Raw genomic sequence first — 17602 nt, 5'->3', positions numbered from 1 at the left:
CCTCAGGGCCGGTAATTACTCAGTTGTTGTACAGATCGATGATCGCGCTGACTGCCTGCGTCTTGACCTTGGAGGCATCGTTGCGTGCCTGCTCGATCTTGTTCAGGTAAGCCTCGTCGACGTCGCCGGTGACGTACTGGCCGTCGAACACCGCGCAATCGAACTTGTCGATCTTGATCTTGCCGCCACCGACCGCTTCGATCAAGTCAGGCAAGTCCTGATAGATCAGCCAGTCAGCGCCGATCAGGTCAGCCACGTCCTGGGTCGAACGGTTGTGAGCGATCAGTTCATGGGCGCTCGGCATGTCGATGCCGTAGACGTTCGGGAAACGCACGGCCGGCGCAGCGGAACAGAAGTAGACGTTCTTGGCGCCCGCTTCACGTGCCATCTGGATGATCTGCTTGCAGGTGGTGCCGCGAACGATGGAGTCGTCCACCAGCATCACGTTCTTGCCGCGGAATTCCAGCTCGATTGCGTTGAGCTTCTGGCGTACGGATTTTTTCCGTGCTGCCTGGCCCGGCATGATGAAGGTGCGGCCGATGTAGCGGTTCTTCACGAAGCCTTCGCGGAACTTCACGCCCAGGTGGTTCGCCAGCTCCAAGGCCGCGGTGCGGCTGGTGTCCGGGATCGGGATGACCACGTCGATGTCGTGCTCAGGACGCTCGCGCAGGATCTTCTCGGCGAGTTTCTCGCCCATGCGCAGGCGGGCCTTGTACACCGACACGCCGTCGATGATCGAGTCCGGACGCGCCAAGTACACGTGTTCGAAGATGCACGGAGTCAGGGACGGGTTGGTCGCGCACTGACGGGTGTGCAGCTTGCCGTCTTCAGTGATGTAGACCGCTTCGCCCGGTGCCAGGTCGCGAATCAGGGTGAAGCCGAGCACGTCCAGGGACACGCTTTCGGACGCGATCATGTACTCGACGCCTTCGTCGGTGTGACGCTGGCCGAACACGATCGGGCGGATGCCGTGCGGGTCACGGAAACCGACGATACCGTAGCCGGTCACCATCGCCACGACGGCGTAACCACCGACGCAACGGTTGTGCACGTCGGTGACGGCGGCAAACACGTCTTCTTCGGTTGGCTGCAACTTGCCGCGCTGGGCCAGTTCGTGTGCGAACACGTTGAGCAGCACTTCCGAGTCGGAGCTGGTGTTGACGTGGCGCAGGTCAGATTCGTAAATCTCCTTGGCCAGCTGTTCAACGTTGGTCAGGTTACCGTTGTGCGCCAGGGTGATGCCGTAAGGCGAGTTGACGTAAAACGGTTGAGCTTCGGCCGAGGTCGAGCTGCCCGCGGTCGGATAGCGCACATGGCCAATGCCCATGTGGCCGACCAGGCGCTGCATGTGACGCTGCTGGAACACGTCACGCACCAGGCCGTTGTCCTTGCGCAGGAATAACCGGCCATCATGGCTGGTCACGATACCGGCAGCGTCCTGGCCGCGGTGCTGGAGGACGGTTAGCGCGTCATACAGCGCCTGATTGACGTTCGACTTACCGACGATACCGACGATGCCACACATGCGACGCAACCCCTACTTAATGGATCTGAACTGAACACAACTCACTGAGGCGTTTTGGCCATCGGCAAGAGGTGCTCCTTGAACGGTATTTCAGCGGGTACGCTGATACCGCTGGCAAGCCACTGACTGCTCCACCCGAGAATCAGGTTTTTGGACCAATCGGCGACCAATAGAAATTTTGGCACGAGTTGCGACTGCTGCCACCACTCGTCCTGCTGTACCGGCCCCAGGCTCAATAGCCCGACCGCCACGACCACCAGCAAAACGCCACGCGCGGCGCCAAAGGCCATGCCGAGGAATCGATCGGTCCCGGACAACCCGGTGACGCGTACCAATTCGCCGATCAGATAATTGATCATTGCGCCTACGATCAACGTGGCGACAAACATGATGGCACAGCCCGCGATCACGCGAGCCGAAGGTGTTTGAATGTATCCGGCGAGGTACTCGGACAATGAGCCACCGAACATCCAGGCAACGGCTCCTGCGATGATCCAGGTCACCAGCGACAGTGCTTCTTTGACGAAGCCGCGGCTCAGACTGATCAATGCGGAGATGGCGACGATTGCAACGATCGCCCAGTCAACCCAGGTAAATGGCACAGTGCAGCCTACAGACGGATAAGGCGGCGCATTTTAGCAGAGCCCATGCTTATCGGTAAGCTGCGATTGTCAGTGCATTTCAAATCGGTGCGATAGATTTAGCCGCGCTCTGGCTGAAAACGCACCACAAACCCCTTGAGGTTCTGCTGGCGGTTCAACAAGTCACGCAGACGATCGGCTTCGGCACGCTCGATCAGCGGCCCGACAAACACCCGATTCTTGCCGTCGGCGGTACGGATATAAGCGTTGTAACCCTGGCTGCGCAGGGTCTTCTGCAGCTTTTCCGCACTTTCACGATTGGCCAGGCTGGCCAGTTGCACCGACCAGCTCACCGAGAGACCATTGGCATCGACGCGGCTTTGCGTGGTGTCCGGCTTGCCCGGAGCCGCGGTGATCGGCTGGGCGGGCGCGGTCGCAGGTTTTGCCGCGAGCGCCGGAACCGGTGCTGGAGCAGGAGGCGGCGTGACAGCTTTTGCGGTTGGCGCTGGCGCGACAGGCGCAACGGGCACTTCCTGCTGGGCGATTTCGTCATCGCTCGGCACTGGTTCCTGAGGCAAGGCTTGCGGCTCAGGCACCACCACCGGCTCAACCTGCACTTGCGGCATCGCCGGTGCTTGCGGTGCAGCCGGGGCTTCAACCGTCACATGGCGCTGCTCATCCTGCCGCGAGAACAGCATTGGCAGGAAAATCACCGCCAGCGCCACCAGAACCAGGGCGCCGACCATGCGCTGTTTGTAGGCCTTATCCAGCAATGCCATTTGCCGCTTCCTCCGTGGAGCGCCGGGCCAGCCATTCCAGGGCCTCGGCGACACAATAAAATGATCCGAACAACAGAATTTCGTCGTCGCTCGTTGCCAGCGCGCTCTGCCCTTCCAGGGCGGCAGCCACGCTATCATAAGACGTTACTGAAGCGCCGCGCTTGTGCAGCGCTTCGTGCAAATCGTTAACCGGTCGCGCCCGTGGCGAATCCAGCGGTGCGACAGCCCAGTGCTCGACACTAGCACTCAACTCATCAACAACACCATTCAGATCCTTGTCCGCCAGCAACCCGAACACCGCCAGACGCTTGCCGACCGGTGGGCGGTTGGCCAGACGCCGTGCCAGGTATTCTGCCGCATGGGGGTTGTGCCCTACATCCAGCAACAGGTTAAGACGCTTGCCCTGCCAGTTGAACTGCCGACGATCGAGACGACCGACCACTCGCGTCGCTTGCAGAGCCTGAACAATCTGCGCATCCACCCAAGGCAGACCGAGCAGCAGATAGGCCTGCAAGGCCAGCGCGGCGTTTTCCATCGGCAGATCGAGCAATGGCAGATCGCGCAGCTCGACCACACGACCCTGAGCGTCAAGACCGCGCCATTGCCAGTTGTGATCGGTGATGCCGAGATCGAAATCGCGCCCACGCAGGAAAAACGGGCAATTGAGCTCGCGCGCTTTGTCCAGCAAGGGTTGCGGAGGATTCAGGTCGCCACAGAGCGCAGGCGCGCCCTGGCGGAAAATGCCGGCCTTCTCGAAGGCCACGGACTCGCGGGTATCACCCAGGTAATCCGCGTGATCGACACCGATGCTGGTGACCAGCGCCATATCGGCGTCGACCACGTTGACCGTGTCCAGACGCCCGCCGAGACCGACTTCCAGCACCACGGCATCGAGCCCGGACTGTTGAAACAGCCAGAACGCCGCCAGGGTGCCCATCTCGAAATAGGTCAGGGAAGTGTCGCCGCGACCGGCCTCCACCGCAGCGAAGGCCTGGCACAGCTCGGCGTCAGTGGCTTCGACGCCGTTGACCTGCACCCGCTCGTTGTAGCGCAGCAGGTGCGGGGAACTGTAGACACCGACTTTCAGGCCCTGGGCCCGCAGCAATGAAGCCACGAACGCACAGGTAGAACCCTTGCCGTTGGTGCCGGTGACCGTGATCACCCGAGGCGCCGGCTTGCCCAGTCCCATGCGGGACGCTACCTGTTGCGAGCGCTCAAGGCCCATGTCGATGGCCGAAGGGTGCAACTGCTCAAGGTAGGCGAGCCACTCGCCAAGGGTACGTTGGGTCATATGTTGGCAGGCACCGGCGGAACGACGATCGGCTCGATTGGCGCAGCGACGAATTTCGGCGTCGGCAGGCCCATCATTTGTGCCAGCAGGTTGCCCAGGCGCGGACGCAGCTCCTGACGGTGAACGATCATGTCGATGGCGCCGTGCTCCAGCAGGAACTCGCTGCGCTGGAAGCCTTCCGGCAGTTTTTCGCGCACGGTTTGCTCGATCACGCGCGGACCGGCAAAACCGATCAGGGCTTTCGGCTCGCCGACGATCACGTCGCCCAGCATCGCCAGACTGGCGGAAACACCGCCGTAGACCGGGTCGGTCAGTACGGAGATGAACGGAATGCCTTCTTCACGCAGACGCGCCAGTACCGCGGAGGTCTTGGCCATTTGCATCAGGGAGATCAGCGCTTCCTGCATCCGCGCACCACCAGAGGCGGAGAAGCAGATCATCGGGCAGCGTTTTTCCAGCGCGTAGTTGGCGGCGCGCACGAAGCGCTCACCGACGATGGCGCCCATCGAACCACCCATGAAGGAGAATTCGAACGCCGAAACCACCACCGGCATGCCCAGCAGCGTACCGCTCATGGAGACCAGTGCGTCTTTTTCGCCGGTCTGCTTTTGTGCAGCGGTCAGGCGATCCTTGTACTTCTTGCCGTCACGGAATTTCAGACGGTCAACCGGCTCCAGGTCCGCGCCCAGCTCGGTACGGCCTTCGACGTCGAGGAAAATGTCGATACGGGCGCGTGCGCCAATACGCATGTGATGGTTGCACTTGGGGCAAACGTCCAGGGTTTTTTCAAGCTCTGGACGATACAGCACAGCCTCGCAAGACGGGCATTTGTGCCAAAGACCTTCAGGCACCGAGCTCTTCTTGACCTCGGAACGCATGATCGAAGGGATCAGTTTGTCTACTAACCAGTTGCTCATGCTTTCTTTCTCCAGTACCGGCGGCCCGAACGCTCTGGTTCGCAGCCCCGCGTATGCCCTAGCGCTAAATTCATGTGTGCGGCGATGATCGCTGGATTGCCGGGTCAGGAAACTTGACCTGCGTGCAACTCCAAAAAACCCTCAGCCATGCCTGCTTTGTGCAAGTGCAGTTACTGACGGCGGCAGTGTGCCAGCCGTCACATGCGAGCTGGATCAAAAGATCGCAGCCTCGTTTCACTCGACAGCTCCTACAACTTTCCTGCAGCCGCTTTGATAAATGCCTGAATCTTTGCGTGATCCTTGATGCCCTTGCTCGCCTCTACCCCGCCGCTGACATCCACGGCATAAGGCCGGACCCGGGCCACTGCATCGGCGACGTTATCCGGGGTCAATCCACCCGCGAGAATGATCGGCTTGCTCAAGCCTTGAGGTATCAGAGACCAGTCGAACGCCTCGCCGGTTCCGCCGGGAATGCCTTCGACATAGGCGTCGAGCAGAATGCCGCTGGCACTCGGATAAGCCTCGCACGCCGCGGCAATGTCGTCGCCGGCCTTGACCCGCAACGCTTTGATGTACGGACGATCCCAGCTTTCGCACTCCGCGGCGGTTTCATCGCCATGGAACTGCAACAGGTCCAGCGGCACGGCATCGAGGATCTCGCTCAACTCGGCACGGCTGGCATTGACGAACAAACCGACGGTCGTGACAAACGGCGGCAGCGCCTTGACGATCGCGCGCGCCTGCTGGAACGTCACCGCCCGCGGGCTCTTGGCGTAAAACACAAATCCGATGGCATCGGCCCCGGCTTCGACCGCTGCCAACGCATCTTCTATGCGGGTAATCCCGCAAATCTTGCTGCGAACGGCTGACATGTCGATAAAACCCCACGGCAAATCCGAGAAAGTCCCGGATGGTAACAAAAGCGTTCGAGGGCGTCAGCCGTCAAGTTCGGAGAAACCGGTGAGGAAGTGTGGGCCAATGTAACGCTCGGGCAATTCGAACTCGTCGCGGTACTCGACCTGCACCAGATACAGCCCAAACGGATGCGCCGTTACCCCGCCGGAACGGCGGATTCGGCTTTCCAGCACTTCTTTCATCCACTCCACCGGACGCTCGCCGGCACCGATGGTCATCAGCACACCGGCGATGTTGCGCACCATGTGGTGCAGAAAGGCACTGGCACGGATATCCAGCACGATCATCTTGCCGTGGCGCGTGACGCGCAGGTGATGCAGCTCCTTGATCGGCGACTTGGCCTGGCACTGGCCGGCGCGGAAAGCGCTGAAATCGTGGGTGCCCACCAGATATTGCGCCGCTTCGGCCATGCGCTCGACGTCCAGCGGACGGTGGTTCCAGGTGATTTCTTCGTTCAGGTGCGCCGGACGGATCTGATCGTTGTAGATCACGTAGCGATAACGCCGGGCGATGGCCTTGAACCGCGCATGGAAGTGCGCCGGCATGACCTTGGCCCAACTGACACTGACGTCGTGCGGCAGGTTGATGTTGGCGCCCATGACCCAGGCTTTCATCGATCGCTCGACCTGGGTATCGAAATGCACCACCTGTCCGCAAGCATGCACGCCAGCGTCGGTACGCCCGGCGCACAGCAGCGAAACCGGCGAATCGGCGACTTTGGACAAGGCGTTTTCGAGGGTTTCCTGCACGGTGAGCACGCCGGAGGCCTGGCGCTGCCAGCCGCGATAGCGCGAGCCTTTGTATTCGACGCCCAACGCGATCCGGTAAAAGCCCTCGGCTGCCAGTTCGGCGGCCGGGTTATCTATATTTGCCAAGGAGTGACAGCCTGCTGATGTACGCAAAGGCGGGCATTATAAGGTGCTCGGGCGGGGATGCCAGTGAGATCTCCATTGACTGTTACGACCCCATCGCTGGCAAGCCAACTCCCACAGGTTTTCCGGGCGACATAAATCACTGTGGGAGCTGGCTTGCCAGCGATGAGGCCCCTACATCCAACCTCAACTGCAGCCAGAAACTAAAACGGCAGCCTCAATGGGCTGCCGCTTTATTCAACGATTAACTCAAGCCAGACGCGAAAGCATCTCCTTGGCTTCGCTCTTCTGCCCGGCATCGCCTTCGGTTACCACCTCATTGAGGATGTCGCGGGCGCCGTCGTTGTCACCCATGTCGATGTAGGCCTGGGCCAGATCGAGTTTGGTAGCGACTTCGTCGGTGCCGGACAAGAAATCGAAGTCCGGCTCGTCGTCCACGGTAGCCAAGGCATCATCCACGGTGAACGTTGGCTCGCTGATGCTCTGGGACAGGCGATCCAGTTCGGCGTTGACGTCATCCAGCTCGGACTCGAATGCATTCGGAGTCGTTGCAGCGTCCATCTCGTCGGCCAGCGACAAGTCGAAATCGGCCGGCAGCTCCAGGTCGTCCAGCGGTGCTTCGGCCACGGTTGGCGCTTCGACCGGCGGCAGATCCTTCACGCCCTCATCCAGATCCAGCAGGAAATCGTCTTCCGCCAGAATGGCCGGAGACGGTTCGGCACCGAGGTCCATGTCCAGATCGAAATCCGACAGGTCGTCGAGGTTTTCCTTGATTTCAGTCTGCTGCTGCAACACCGACTCGAAGCTCAGGTCGTCGTCCAGCGGGAAATCTTCCAGCTCGTCCAGAGTCGCAATCGGTTCCGGTTCCGCCTGCGGCGCTGGCGCAGCAGCTGCCGGAGTGATGTTGTCCAGGTCATCAAGACTCAGATCGAAAGCACTGTCGAGGTCGTCGACGGCCGGGGCTGGAACGGGTTCAGCCGCGGCCGGCGCAACGTTTTCCAGGTCGTCGAGACTCAGATCGAAAGCACTGTCGAAGTCGTCGTCAATTGGCGCGGGCTCTGATTCTAGTGCTTGCGGCTCATCCAGCAACAGATCCTTGACGTATTGCGCGTCCAGCTCGGCCGCGACGGCAGCAGCCGCGATACCGCCAGCAGCGACCAGCGCCATGGCCGGGAAACGGCTTTTCAGTTTTTCGACCTGGGCGAAGTTGTCGCCATTGGCCACCAACTGACGCTCTTGAACCACGAACGCATCGCGGTCGCCCTGCAGACCGTAGACTTCCATCAGCTTGAGACGCAGATCACTGCGCTGCGGCTCTTGCTTGATGCCATCTTCCAGCAGCGCGGCAGCCTGGTTCAGGCGACCGGCAGCGATGTGCGACTGGGCTTGACCCAACACATCGTCCGAACGCTCGGCGGCTGGAGCGACCAGCGGCGCTGCAATCGGTGGCGTTACCACAACCGGGGTAATCACTGGCGCTGGCGCAGGTGCCGGAGCGGTCGCAAGCTTCACGCTTGGCGGTGGAACTTCCAGGCCTTCGAAGCTGCTTTCCGGCAGGTCGAGTTCGGCGGAGAACTCTTGCTCTTCGGACAAGGCACGGGCCATGCGCAGGTGTTTCTCGGCTTCCTGCTGGGCTTTGCGGCGACGTGCCAGCAACAGCAACAACAGCAAAACGACTACCGCCCCGCCACCGGCCAGACCCAATAGCCATGGGTTGGTCAGCAACTCGTTGAACTTCTGCTCGTCGGAGGCAGCCGGTTTTGGCTCGACGGGTTGTTCGGCTGGCGCCGGAGTGGCTTCAGGAGCTGCCGGCACCGCAGCCACAGGCTCGGCAGGCGTTGCAGTCGGATTGGGCGCCAGCTCAGCGGTGATCGCCGGAGCGGTCGCGGCAGTAGCGGCAGCCGGCGCACCCGCGGCACCTTCGGCTTGCAACTTGGCCAGTTGATTGTTCTTCAGTTCGATCAGGCGTTGCAGCTTGTCCATCTGACTTTGCAGATCGGCCACGCGACTTTTCAGCTCGGCATTGTCACGACGGGTCGTGTCGAGGCTTTCCTGGGTGACGGCCAGTTTGTTGCCCAAAGCCTTGGCATCACCTGCCTGACCTTTGCCACCGGCCTTGCCGGACTCGGCGGAAACCAGGCTCAGCTTGTCCTGACCGGTTTGCGTGGCTGGCGCGTCACCACGACCGCGATTGGTCGCATCGAGTTGCTGCTGCCCGGTGCCAGGCTTCGCCACATAACGACGACCCTGACGCCACGCGGTGTTCTGCGCCGCCACTTCGGCAATGGCCTTGGGTTGCGGCAGGTTGGTGCTTTGCGTTTGATCCGGCAGGCGCAGCACTTGCCCGGTTTTCAAGCGATTGATGTTGCCGTCGATGAAGGCATCCGGGTTCAGCGCCTGGATCGCCAGCATGGTTTGTTGAATCGAACCGCCATTACGCGCCTTCGCTGCGATTTCCCAAAGGGTGTCGCGCGGCGTGGTGGTGTATTGGGACGGCTGGGTTGCGCCGGTGACAGGCGTGGTGCCGGTCGGCGCCGGCTGCGCAGCCGCTTCAGCGGTTTGCGGCGAGAATTTGGACGGATCGAGCAGCACGCTGTAGTCGCGCAGCAAACGACCGTTGGGCCACATCACTTGAACCAGGAATTTCACCATCGGTTCGGAGAGCGGCTTGCTGGAAGTCACACGCAGGATGCTTTTACCACTGGCGTTAAGCACCGGGGTAAAGGTCAAGTCGTTGAGAAACGCCTGGCGGTCGACACCCGCCTTGGCGAAATCTTCAGGCGAAGCCAGGCTCGGCACCACTTCGGCAGCGGTCAGATCCTTGACATCGAGCAGCTCGATTTCCGCCACCAGCGGCTGGTTGAGCGTCGATTTCAGGGTCAGCTCCCCGAGCCCGAGGGCATGCGCCATACCGGAGGACAGCGCCGAGGCGGCCGCTATTGCTAACACCAGTTTGCGAACTTGAACCATAGCTCATCCTTAGTTTGAACATTCCTCGGCCAGCGAGAAGGTGTTGATTGCCGCTGCCGTAGGGCGTTGCGCGCGATCAAGTATCTTTTACAGCAGGTCTTTAATCAACAACTCAGCCAGCTGCACAGCATTGAGCGCGGCGCCCTTGCGTACGTTATCTGACGTCAGCCACATATTTAGTTCCGACAGGTCGTCGATACCATGGCGAACCCGACCAACGTAGACCACATCCTGCCCCACCGCATCGCCGACCGCAGTCGGATAATCACCGGCCTCGACCAGTTCGATGCCGGGTGCGTCTTCCAGTGCAGCGTTGACTTTCGTCAGGTCGATATCGCTCGCGGACTGCAGGGTCACGCTATAGCTATCGCCAAAAAACACCGGGGCTTGAATGCAAGTGACGGATATTTTCAGAGAAGGCAGTGCCATGACCTGCCGCAGCTCTCGCACCAGGCGTTTTTCCAGCAGCGTATGACCCTGCTCGTCCTGCTTGCCGACTTGTGCCAGCAGGTTGAAGGCCATCTGCCGATCAAAGAACTTCGGCTCCAGCGGGCGCACATTCAATAGCTCGGCGGTCTGCCGCGCCAGCTCGCTGACAGCCTCGCGACCTTGAGCCGACACCGCCAGGCTGGCGGTCAGGCTGACGCGCTGCAAATCGAGCAAGCCCAGCAATGGCGCGAGCACCACCGCCAAAGTGGTGGCCGATGGGCTCGGGCTGCTGACCTGGAATGGCTTTTTCAGACCGGCCAGTACTTGCGCGTTGGCTTCCGGCACCACTTGCGGCGCTTGATCGGCGGGCAAGGCGCCGGACAGGTCGATGATCGAGCAACCGGCAGCGGTGGCGCGGGAAGCGAAACTCAGGGTCGCTGCCGGGCCTGCGGCAAAGAACACCAGTTGCACTTTGCTGAAGTCGAACTCATCGGCTTCGCGCACACGCACGTTCTTGCCGCGAAACGGCACCGAACTGCCGGCGGATTCGCTACTGGCCAGCAAGTGCAGGTTGCCGACCGGGAAGTCGCGCTCTTCGAGAATCTGCACCAGCGTTTCGCCGACAGTACCGGTGGCGCCGATCACGGCAATATCAATGGACTGGCTCATGGTTCTACCTCTGGCGAAACGGGGGGAGCGGCACTTTACCGGGTGGGTGCCACACAGGCAATTCGATGGTGCCCGTAACGGCCCCATCGCTGGCAAGCCAGCTCCCACAGGATTTGCTGGTGTACACACATTTCATGTTTGACTCCCGACGTTGTGGGAGCTGGCTTGCCAGCGATGAGGCCAGAGCAGATAGCCGAGAAACCTCAGGGATAAAAAAACCCGCACCTCTTTCAAGGCGCGGGTTGTTTCATTGCATCAATCGATCAACGCTCAAGCAGGATCCGCAGCATTCGACGCAGCGGTTCGGCCGCGCCCCACAGCAGTTGGTCGCCGACGGTGAACGCGCCAAGGAACTGCGAACCCATGTTCAGCTTGCGCAAACGGCCGACCGGAATGTTCAGGGTGCCGGTGACCTTGTTCGGGCTCAGCTCCTGAATGCTGATATCGCGGTTGTTCGGCACCAGCTTGACCCAAGGGTTGTGCTGGCTGATCAGCCCTTCGATATCGGCCATTGGCACGTCTTTGTTCAGCTTGATGGTCAGCGCCTGGCTGTGGCAGCGCATGGCGCCGATGCGCACGCAGATGCCATCCACCGGGATCGGACTCTTGAAGCGACCGAGGATCTTGTTGGTCTCGGCCTGGGCCTTCCACTCTTCGCGGCTCTGACCGTTCGGCAGTTCCTTGTCGATCCACGGGATCAGGCTGCCGGCCAGCGGTACGCCGAAGTTTTCGGTTGGGTACGCGTCGCTGCGCATGGCTTCGGCCACACGACGGTCGATGTCGAGGATCGCGCTGGCCGGGTCGGCCAGTTGATCGGCGACAGCGGCGTGGGTCGCGCCCATTTGCTTGATCAATTCACGCATGTTCTGCGCGCCGGCACCGGAGGCCGCCTGATAAGTCATGGCGCTCATCCACTCGACCAGACCGGCTTCGAACAGACCGCCCAGGCCCATCAGCATCAGGCTGACGGTGCAGTTGCCGCCGATGTAGTTCTTGGTGCCCGCGTCCAGTTGCTGGTCGATAACCTTGCGGTTGACCGGGTCCAGAACGATGACCGCGTCATCCTGCATGCGCAGGCTGGAAGCGGCGTCGATCCAGTAACCCTGCCAGCCGGCTTCGCGCAGCTTGGGGAACACTTCGCTGGTGTAGTCGCCACCCTGGCAGGTCAGAATCACGTCGAGGGTTTTCAGCTCTTCAATGCTGTAAGCGTCCTTGAGCGGAGCAATGTCCTTGCCCACGGACGGGCCTTGGCCACCGACATTGGAAGTGGTGAAAAACACCGGCTCGATAAGATCGAAATCCTGCTCTTCCAGCATCCGCTGCATGAGCACGGAACCGACCATACCGCGCCAACCGATCAGACCTACACGTTTCATCGCAACTACACCTTCTTGAAATGTGGGCCGCTGCTTTATCTTGAATTTGGCAGCGGGCCCGAGAGATTACAGATTCCGCAGCGCGGCGACTACTGCGTCGCCCATTTCCTGCGTACCGACTTTAGTGCAACCGGCCGACCAGATGTCACCGGTGCGCAAGCCCTGATCCAGCACCAGGCTGACGGCTTTTTCGATGGCATCGGCCGCGGCCTGCTGGTTGAAGCTGTAACGCAACATCATCGACACCGACAAAATGGTCGCCAGCGGGTTGGCGATGCCTTTGCCGGCGATATCTGGCGCCGAACCGTGGCACGGCTCGTACATGCCCTTGTTGTTGGTGTCCAGGGACGCCGAAGGCAGCATACCGATGGAACCGGTGAGCATCGAAGCCTGATCGGACAGAATGTCGCCGAACATGTTGTCGGTGACGATCACGTCGAACTGCTTCGGTGCACGCACCAGTTGCATCGCGGCGTTGTCGACGTACATGTGGCTCAGTTCGACTTGCGGGTAATCCTTGGCCACTTCTTCGACGATTTCACGCCACAGTTGGCTGGACGCCAGCACGTTGGCCTTGTCCACCGAGCACAGCTTCTTGCCACGGACCATCGCCATGTCGAAACCGACACGGGCGATGCGACGGATTTCGCTTTCGCTGTACGGCAGGGTGTCGTAGGACTGACGCTCGCCGTTTTCCAGGGTGCGGGTGCCGCGTGGCGCGCCGAAGTAGATGCCGCCGGTCAGTTCGCGAACGATCAGGATGTCCAGGCCGGAAACGATGTCCGCTTTCAGGCTGGAAGCCTCGGCCAGCTGCGGGTAGAGGATCGCCGGACGCAGGTTGCCGAACAGGCCCAGTTGCGCACGAACTTTCAGCAGGCCGCGCTCAGGGCGGATGTCACGTTCGATGGCGTCCCATTTCGGGCCGCCAACGGCGCCCAGCAGCACTGCATCGGCCGCGCGGGCACGGTCCAGGGTTTCGTCGGCCAGCGGCACGCCGTGCTTGTCGATGGCGGCGCCGCCGATCACGTCGTGGCTCAGCTCGAAGCCCAGGCTGTACTTGTCGTTGGCCAGCTCCAGCACCTTGACCGCTTCGGCCATGATTTCCGGGCCAATACCGTCACCTGGGAGAATCAGAATCTGCTTGCTCATGCTTTCCTCATGTCTTCAGTCGGTGCGCCATCGACCGGCGCGCCCGGAAAAATGCTTATCGTTCGGCGCTTATCGTTCAGCCATCAGCACGAGTACATCCGTACTGAACGAACCATCGGCCTCAATCTCAAAATATTCGCGTACTTCGTTGCCCATCGATTGCTGCAGTTCGCGGATCGCTGCACGCATCACTTGCGGTGTGCGCATGCGTTCGACCCAGCTGTTGTATTCCAGGCGCAGACGCTGACGCGTGGTACTGCGGGTATGCAACCCCGCTTCGCTGACCTGACGCAACCACTCACCGGCGGAATAATCGCGCACATGGCTGGTGTCGCGCAGCACTTCGACGCTTTGCAGGTAAGTGTCGAACAACGGGCTGCCCGGTGACAACACATCGATGAACGCCGCCACGCCACCCGGCTTCAACACCCGGCGTACTTCGCGCAGGGCCAGGCCGAGATCGCTCCAGTGATGCGCCGAATAACGGCTGAAGACGAAATCGAACTCGCCGTCGGCGAATGGCAGACGCTCGGCGGCACCGTTGACCGTGGACACGTTGCTCAAGCCACGGTCGACAGCAGCAGCCGTCACCACGTCGAGCATTTGCTGCGACAGGTCATAGGCCACCACTTCTTTCACCAACGAGGCGACGTGAAAACTCACGTGGCCGGCGCCACAGCCCAAGTCCAGAACCCTGGCCTCGCCCTGCCCCGCCAACTCGGCCTGTAGCAGCGCGAATTCGGTGCCTTGAGCGTGTACGGCGCTGCTCAGATAGGCCGAAGCCTGTTCACCGAATTGCTTCTGAACTACCTGGGTGTGCTGGGCAGTGCTGGTCATGGGGACTTCCTTTTTTGGGGTTTAGCCTTGTGTCGCCTGAGCTGCCGTCTTCGCGAGCAAGCCCGCTCCCACAGGGGTTTTGTAAACACCACAAATCCAATGTGGGAGCGGGCTTGCTCGCGAAGAGGCCGGCCCTACCTACATAAATCTCGGATCAATCAAGCGTCGCGAAACAACCACGGCTGGCTCGCACGGTGCTTGGCTTCAAACGTCGCAATCGCATCGCCGTCCTGCAAGGTCAGGCCGATATCGTCCAGACCGTTGAGCAAGCAGTGTTTGCGGAAAGCATCGATTTCAAAGTCCAACACCTTGCCGTCCGGACGGGTCACGGTCTGGGCTTGCAGATCAACCTGCAATTGATAGCCCGGATCGGCTTCAACCTGCTCGAACAGCTCATCGACTTCAGCGTCGCTCAAGATGATCGGCAGCAAGCCGTTCTTGAAGCTGTTGTTGAAGAAGATGTCGGCGTAGCTCGGCGCGATGATGCTGCGGAAACCGTATTCTTCCAGCGCCCATGGCGCGTGCTCACGGCTGGAGCCGCAACCGAAGTTCTCGCGGGCCAGCAACACGCTGGCGCCTTGATAACGCTCGGCGTTGAGGACGAAATCCTTGTTCAACGGACGCTTGGAGTTGTCCTGGTACGGCTGCCCCACATCAAGGTAGCGCCATTCATCGAACAGGTTCGGACCGAAACCGGTGCGCTTGATCGACTTCAAGAACTGCTTCGGAATGATCTGATCGGTGTCGACGTTGGCACGATCCAAAGGCGCGACAAGTCCAGTATGTTGGGTAAATGCTCTCATGCTTACTGCGCTCCCTGGATCAATTCACGGACGTCGACGAAACGACCGTTCACAGCGGCGGCGGCGGCCATGGCCGGGCTGACGAGGTGAGTACGACCACCGGCGCCCTGACGGCCTTCGAAGTTACGGTTGGACGTCGAGGCGCAATGCTCGCCCGACTCCAAGCGGTCCGGGTTCATCGCCAGGCACATCGAGCAACCTGGCTCGCGCCATTCGAAACCGGCCTCGAGGAAAATCTTGTCCAGGCCTTCCGATTCAGCCTGCGCCTTCACCAGACCCGAGCCCGGCACCACGATGGCCTGCTTGATGGTCGAAGCCACTTTGCGGCCCTTGGCGATCACTGCCGCAGCGCGCAAATCTTCGATCCGCGAGTTGGTGCAAGAGCCGATGAACACGCGATCCAGCTGAATGTCGGTGATCGCCTGATTGGCGGTCAAACCCATGTATTTCAAGGCACGCTCGATGGAACCGCGCTTGACCAGGTCCATTTCCTTCGCAGGATCCGGCACGTTCTGATCCACAGCCAATACCATTTCAGGCGAAGTGCCCCAGCTGACTTGCGGCTTGATCTGGGTCGCGTCGAGCTCGACGATGGTGTCGAACTTCGCATCGGCATCGGACACCAGGTCTTTCCAGGCTTCGACGGCCAAGTCCCATTCCGCGCCTTTGGGAGCAAATGGACGGCCCTTCACGTAGGCCACGGTTTTTTCGTCAGCCGCCACCAGACCTACGCGAGCGCCGGCCTCGATGGACATGTTGCAGATGGTCATGCGGCCTTCAACGGACAGGTCGCGAATCGCGCTGCCGGCGAATTCGATGGCGTGGCCGTTACCGCCGGCGGTGCCGATCTTGCCGATCACCGCGAGGACGATGTCCTTGGCGGTCACGCCGAACGGCAATTTGCCCTCGACCGACACCAGCATGTTTTTCATTTTCTTGGCGACCAGGCACTGAGTGGCGAGCACGTGCTCGACCTCGGAAGTGCCGATACCGTGAGCCAGAGCGCCGAATGCGCCGTGGGTCGAGGTATGGGAGTCGCCGCAGACCACGGTCATGCCCGGCAAGGTAGCGCCCTGCTCCGGGCCGATGACGTGGACGATGCCTTGGCGGATATCGTTCATCTTGAACTCGACGATGCCGTATTCATCGCAGTTGTCGTCGAGGGTCTGGACTTGCAAACGCGAGACCTGATCGGCAATGGCTTCTATGCCGCCCTTGCGCTCAGGGGTGGTCGGTACGTTGTGGTCCGGGGTCGCGATGTTGGCATCGATGCGCCAAGGCTTGCGCCCGGCCAGACGCAGGCCTTCGAAGGCTTGCGGCGAGGTCACTTCGTGGATGATGTGACGATCGATGTAGATCAGCGCAGAGCCATCGTCGCGCTGCTTGACCAAATGCGAATCCCAGAGCTTGTCGTAGAGCGTTTTGCCGGCCATCAGACGGTTCCTCATCAGCTTGTTTCTATGCCCTGGATCTTGAGTAACTCAATAACCCTTTGGCTTGTGAGGCTGATCCTATGGGGTTACATTAAATAACTCAAATTCATATTTTTTATGCTTTGGATAACCAACTGGAATACGACCATGGACCTGGCCAACCTGAATGCCTTTATTGCCATCGCCGAGACCGGAAGTTTCTCCGGTGCGGGCGAACGGCTGCACCTGACACAGCCGGCGATCAGCAAGCGCATCGCCGGGCTGGAGCAGCAATTGAAGGTACGACTGTTTGATCGATTGGGCCGCGAAGTCGGACTGACCGAGGCCGGTCGCGCCCTGCTGCCGCGGGCCTACCAGATTCTGAATGTCCTTGATGATACGCGCCGCGCCTTGACCAACCTCACCGGCGAGGTGACCGGTCGTCTGACCCTGGCCACCAGTCACCACATCGGCCTGCACCGTTTGCCGCCCTTATTAAGGGAGTTCACTCGACGTTATCCCGAGGTCGCGCTGGATATTCAGTTTCTCGATTCGGAAGTGGCCTACGAAGAAATCCTCCATGGCCGCGCGGAACTGGCGGTGATTACCCTCGCGCCGGAGCCCCACGCCTTGGTCAAGGCCACGCCGGTGTGGGACGACCCGCTGGATTTCGTGGTCGCCCCGGAGCATTCGCTGCTCAATAACGGCAAGGTCAGCCTCGCGGACATCGCCCGCCACCCGGCGGTGTTCCCCGGTGGCAACACCTTTACCCACCACATCGTCCAGCGCCTGTTTGAGGCCCAGGGCCTGACGCCGAACATCGCCATGAGCACCAATTACCTGGAAACCATCAAGATGATGGTGTCGATTGGCCTGGCCTGGAGCGTGCTACCGCGCACCATGCTTGACGATCAAGTTGCGCGAATACCTTTGCCGGGCATACAACTGTCTCGCCAGCTAGGCTATATCCTGCACACGGAACGGACGCTGTCGAATGCCGCACGGGCCTTCATGGCCTTGCTGGACGCTCAAATCGATCTGCCAGGGACTCAAGGCTAACTTGTGCTACTCCTATAG

The 17602-nt window shown here is 60.7% G+C and carries 15 protein-coding genes; 1 reads left to right on the top strand and 14 read right to left on the bottom strand.

The genetic code is table 11. The annotated features are described in order from the left end of the window. Nucleotides 1-19 precede the first annotated feature (19 nt). From purF to leuC, 14 genes are all read right to left on the bottom strand, one after another. A complete protein-coding gene (gene purF / locus V6Z53_RS12505) occupies nucleotides 20-1525 on the bottom strand; it encodes an amidophosphoribosyltransferase (protein WP_338585814.1) in 1506 nt (501 codons plus the stop codon). A gap of 41 nt (nucleotides 1526-1566) precedes the next feature. Continuing rightward, nucleotides 1567-2127: a CvpA family protein gene (locus V6Z53_RS12500; RefSeq protein ID WP_338585813.1), complete on the bottom strand. Its 561-nt coding sequence runs from the start codon at nucleotides 2125-2127 to the stop codon at nucleotides 1567-1569. Nucleotides 2128-2225: 98 nt separating this feature from the next. Beyond that, nucleotides 2226-2885 (bottom strand): SPOR domain-containing protein, encoded by a 660-nt coding sequence (locus tag V6Z53_RS12495; RefSeq protein WP_338585812.1) that lies wholly within the window; start codon nucleotides 2883-2885, stop codon nucleotides 2226-2228. Continuing rightward, nucleotides 2869-4176 carry a bifunctional tetrahydrofolate synthase/dihydrofolate synthase gene (gene folC, locus V6Z53_RS12490; RefSeq protein WP_338585811.1) on the bottom strand — a complete coding sequence of 436 codons (1308 nt, stop codon included), beginning with the start codon at nucleotides 4174-4176 and terminating at the stop codon, nucleotides 2869-2871. The genes V6Z53_RS12495 and folC overlap by 17 nt, the downstream gene beginning before the upstream one ends. After that, the gene (accD, locus tag V6Z53_RS12485; protein ID WP_217872859.1) at nucleotides 4173-5093 is read right to left on the bottom strand and encodes an acetyl-CoA carboxylase, carboxyltransferase subunit beta; all 921 of its coding nucleotides are present in this window, start codon (nucleotides 5091-5093) and stop codon (nucleotides 4173-4175) included. Before accD ends, folC begins: the two co-directional genes overlap by 4 nt. A 248-nt stretch (nucleotides 5094-5341) precedes the next feature. Continuing rightward, a complete protein-coding gene (locus tag V6Z53_RS12480) occupies nucleotides 5342-5965 on the bottom strand; it encodes a phosphoribosylanthranilate isomerase (protein ID WP_338585810.1) in 624 nt (207 codons plus the stop codon). Between the two features lie 63 nt (nucleotides 5966-6028). Then, the gene (gene truA, locus V6Z53_RS12475) at nucleotides 6029-6853 is read right to left on the bottom strand and encodes a tRNA pseudouridine(38-40) synthase TruA (RefSeq protein ID WP_338586487.1); all 825 of its coding nucleotides are present in this window, start codon (nucleotides 6851-6853) and stop codon (nucleotides 6029-6031) included. A 276-nt stretch (nucleotides 6854-7129) separates the two neighbouring features. Beyond that, nucleotides 7130-9850: a FimV/HubP family polar landmark protein gene (locus V6Z53_RS12470; protein WP_338585809.1), complete on the bottom strand. Its 2721-nt coding sequence runs from the start codon at nucleotides 9848-9850 to the stop codon at nucleotides 7130-7132. 87 nt (nucleotides 9851-9937) lie between these two features. Further along, the gene (locus V6Z53_RS12465; RefSeq protein WP_338585807.1) at nucleotides 9938-10948 is read right to left on the bottom strand and encodes an aspartate-semialdehyde dehydrogenase; all 1011 of its coding nucleotides are present in this window, start codon (nucleotides 10946-10948) and stop codon (nucleotides 9938-9940) included. A gap of 263 nt (nucleotides 10949-11211) precedes the next feature. Next, nucleotides 11212-12324, bottom strand: a complete 1113-nt coding sequence (gene asd / locus V6Z53_RS12460; RefSeq protein ID WP_338585806.1) for an aspartate-semialdehyde dehydrogenase — start codon at nucleotides 12322-12324, stop codon at nucleotides 11212-11214. Nucleotides 12325-12390: 66 nt separating this feature from the next. Beyond that, nucleotides 12391-13473, bottom strand: coding sequence for a 3-isopropylmalate dehydrogenase (leuB, locus tag V6Z53_RS12455; protein WP_338585805.1), 1083 nt, complete (start codon nucleotides 13471-13473; stop codon nucleotides 12391-12393). Nucleotides 13474-13542: 69 nt separating this feature from the next. After that, a complete protein-coding gene (locus V6Z53_RS12450) occupies nucleotides 13543-14310 on the bottom strand; it encodes a class I SAM-dependent methyltransferase (protein ID WP_338585804.1) in 768 nt (255 codons plus the stop codon). Between the two features lie 158 nt (nucleotides 14311-14468). Further along, nucleotides 14469-15113 carry a 3-isopropylmalate dehydratase small subunit gene (gene leuD, locus V6Z53_RS12445; protein ID WP_338585802.1) on the bottom strand — a complete coding sequence of 215 codons (645 nt, stop codon included), beginning with the start codon at nucleotides 15111-15113 and terminating at the stop codon, nucleotides 14469-14471. Nucleotides 15114-15115: 2 nt separating this feature from the next. Next, on the bottom strand, nucleotides 15116-16546 hold the full coding sequence (gene leuC, locus V6Z53_RS12440; RefSeq protein ID WP_338585801.1) for a 3-isopropylmalate dehydratase large subunit: 1431 nt from the start codon (nucleotides 16544-16546) through the stop codon (nucleotides 15116-15118). A gap of 147 nt (nucleotides 16547-16693) precedes the next feature. Between leuC and V6Z53_RS12435 the strand changes: the two genes are divergently transcribed. Beyond that, nucleotides 16694-17584 carry a LysR family transcriptional regulator gene (locus V6Z53_RS12435; RefSeq protein WP_338585800.1) on the top strand — a complete coding sequence of 297 codons (891 nt, stop codon included), beginning with the start codon at nucleotides 16694-16696 and terminating at the stop codon, nucleotides 17582-17584. The last annotated feature ends 18 nt before the right edge of the window (nucleotides 17585-17602 follow it).

The organism is Pseudomonas sp. MAG733B, assembly GCF_036884845.1.
Classification (GTDB): Bacteria; Pseudomonadota; Gammaproteobacteria; order Pseudomonadales; family Pseudomonadaceae; genus Aquipseudomonas.
Note: the sequence above shows the minus strand (reverse complement) of the source record. Positions and strands in the feature narration are given on the sequence as shown.

What these genes read in the sequence shown, in the direction of transcription:
- V6Z53_RS12450 (WP_338585804.1), bottom strand. Translation starts at nt 14,310, where the DNA reads ATGACCAGCACTGCCCAGCACACCCAGGTAGTTCAGAAGCAATTCGGT.
- accD (WP_217872859.1), bottom strand. Translation starts at nt 5,093, where the DNA reads ATGAGCAACTGGTTAGTAGACAAACTGATCCCTTCGATCATGCGTTCC.
- folC (WP_338585811.1), bottom strand. Translation starts at nt 4,176, where the DNA reads ATGACCCAACGTACCCTTGGCGAGTGGCTCGCCTACCTTGAGCAGTTG.
- leuC (WP_338585801.1), bottom strand. Translation starts at nt 16,546, where the DNA reads ATGGCCGGCAAAACGCTCTACGACAAGCTCTGGGATTCGCATTTGGTC.
- leuD (WP_338585802.1), bottom strand. Translation starts at nt 15,113, where the DNA reads ATGAGAGCATTTACCCAACATACTGGACTTGTCGCGCCTTTGGATCGT.
- purF (WP_338585814.1), bottom strand. Translation starts at nt 1,525, where the DNA reads ATGTGTGGCATCGTCGGTATCGTCGGTAAGTCGAACGTCAATCAGGCG.
- V6Z53_RS12465 (WP_338585807.1), bottom strand. Translation starts at nt 10,948, where the DNA reads ATGAGCCAGTCCATTGATATTGCCGTGATCGGCGCCACCGGTACTGTC.
- V6Z53_RS12435 (WP_338585800.1), top strand. Translation starts at nt 16,694, where the DNA reads ATGGACCTGGCCAACCTGAATGCCTTTATTGCCATCGCCGAGACCGGA.
- V6Z53_RS12480 (WP_338585810.1), bottom strand. Translation starts at nt 5,965, where the DNA reads ATGTCAGCCGTTCGCAGCAAGATTTGCGGGATTACCCGCATAGAAGAT.
- V6Z53_RS12495 (WP_338585812.1), bottom strand. Translation starts at nt 2,885, where the DNA reads ATGGCATTGCTGGATAAGGCCTACAAACAGCGCATGGTCGGCGCCCTG.
- leuB (WP_338585805.1), bottom strand. Translation starts at nt 13,473, where the DNA reads ATGAGCAAGCAGATTCTGATTCTCCCAGGTGACGGTATTGGCCCGGAA.
- asd (WP_338585806.1), bottom strand. Translation starts at nt 12,324, where the DNA reads ATGAAACGTGTAGGTCTGATCGGTTGGCGCGGTATGGTCGGTTCCGTG.
- V6Z53_RS12470 (WP_338585809.1), bottom strand. Translation starts at nt 9,850, where the DNA reads ATGGTTCAAGTTCGCAAACTGGTGTTAGCAATAGCGGCCGCCTCGGCG.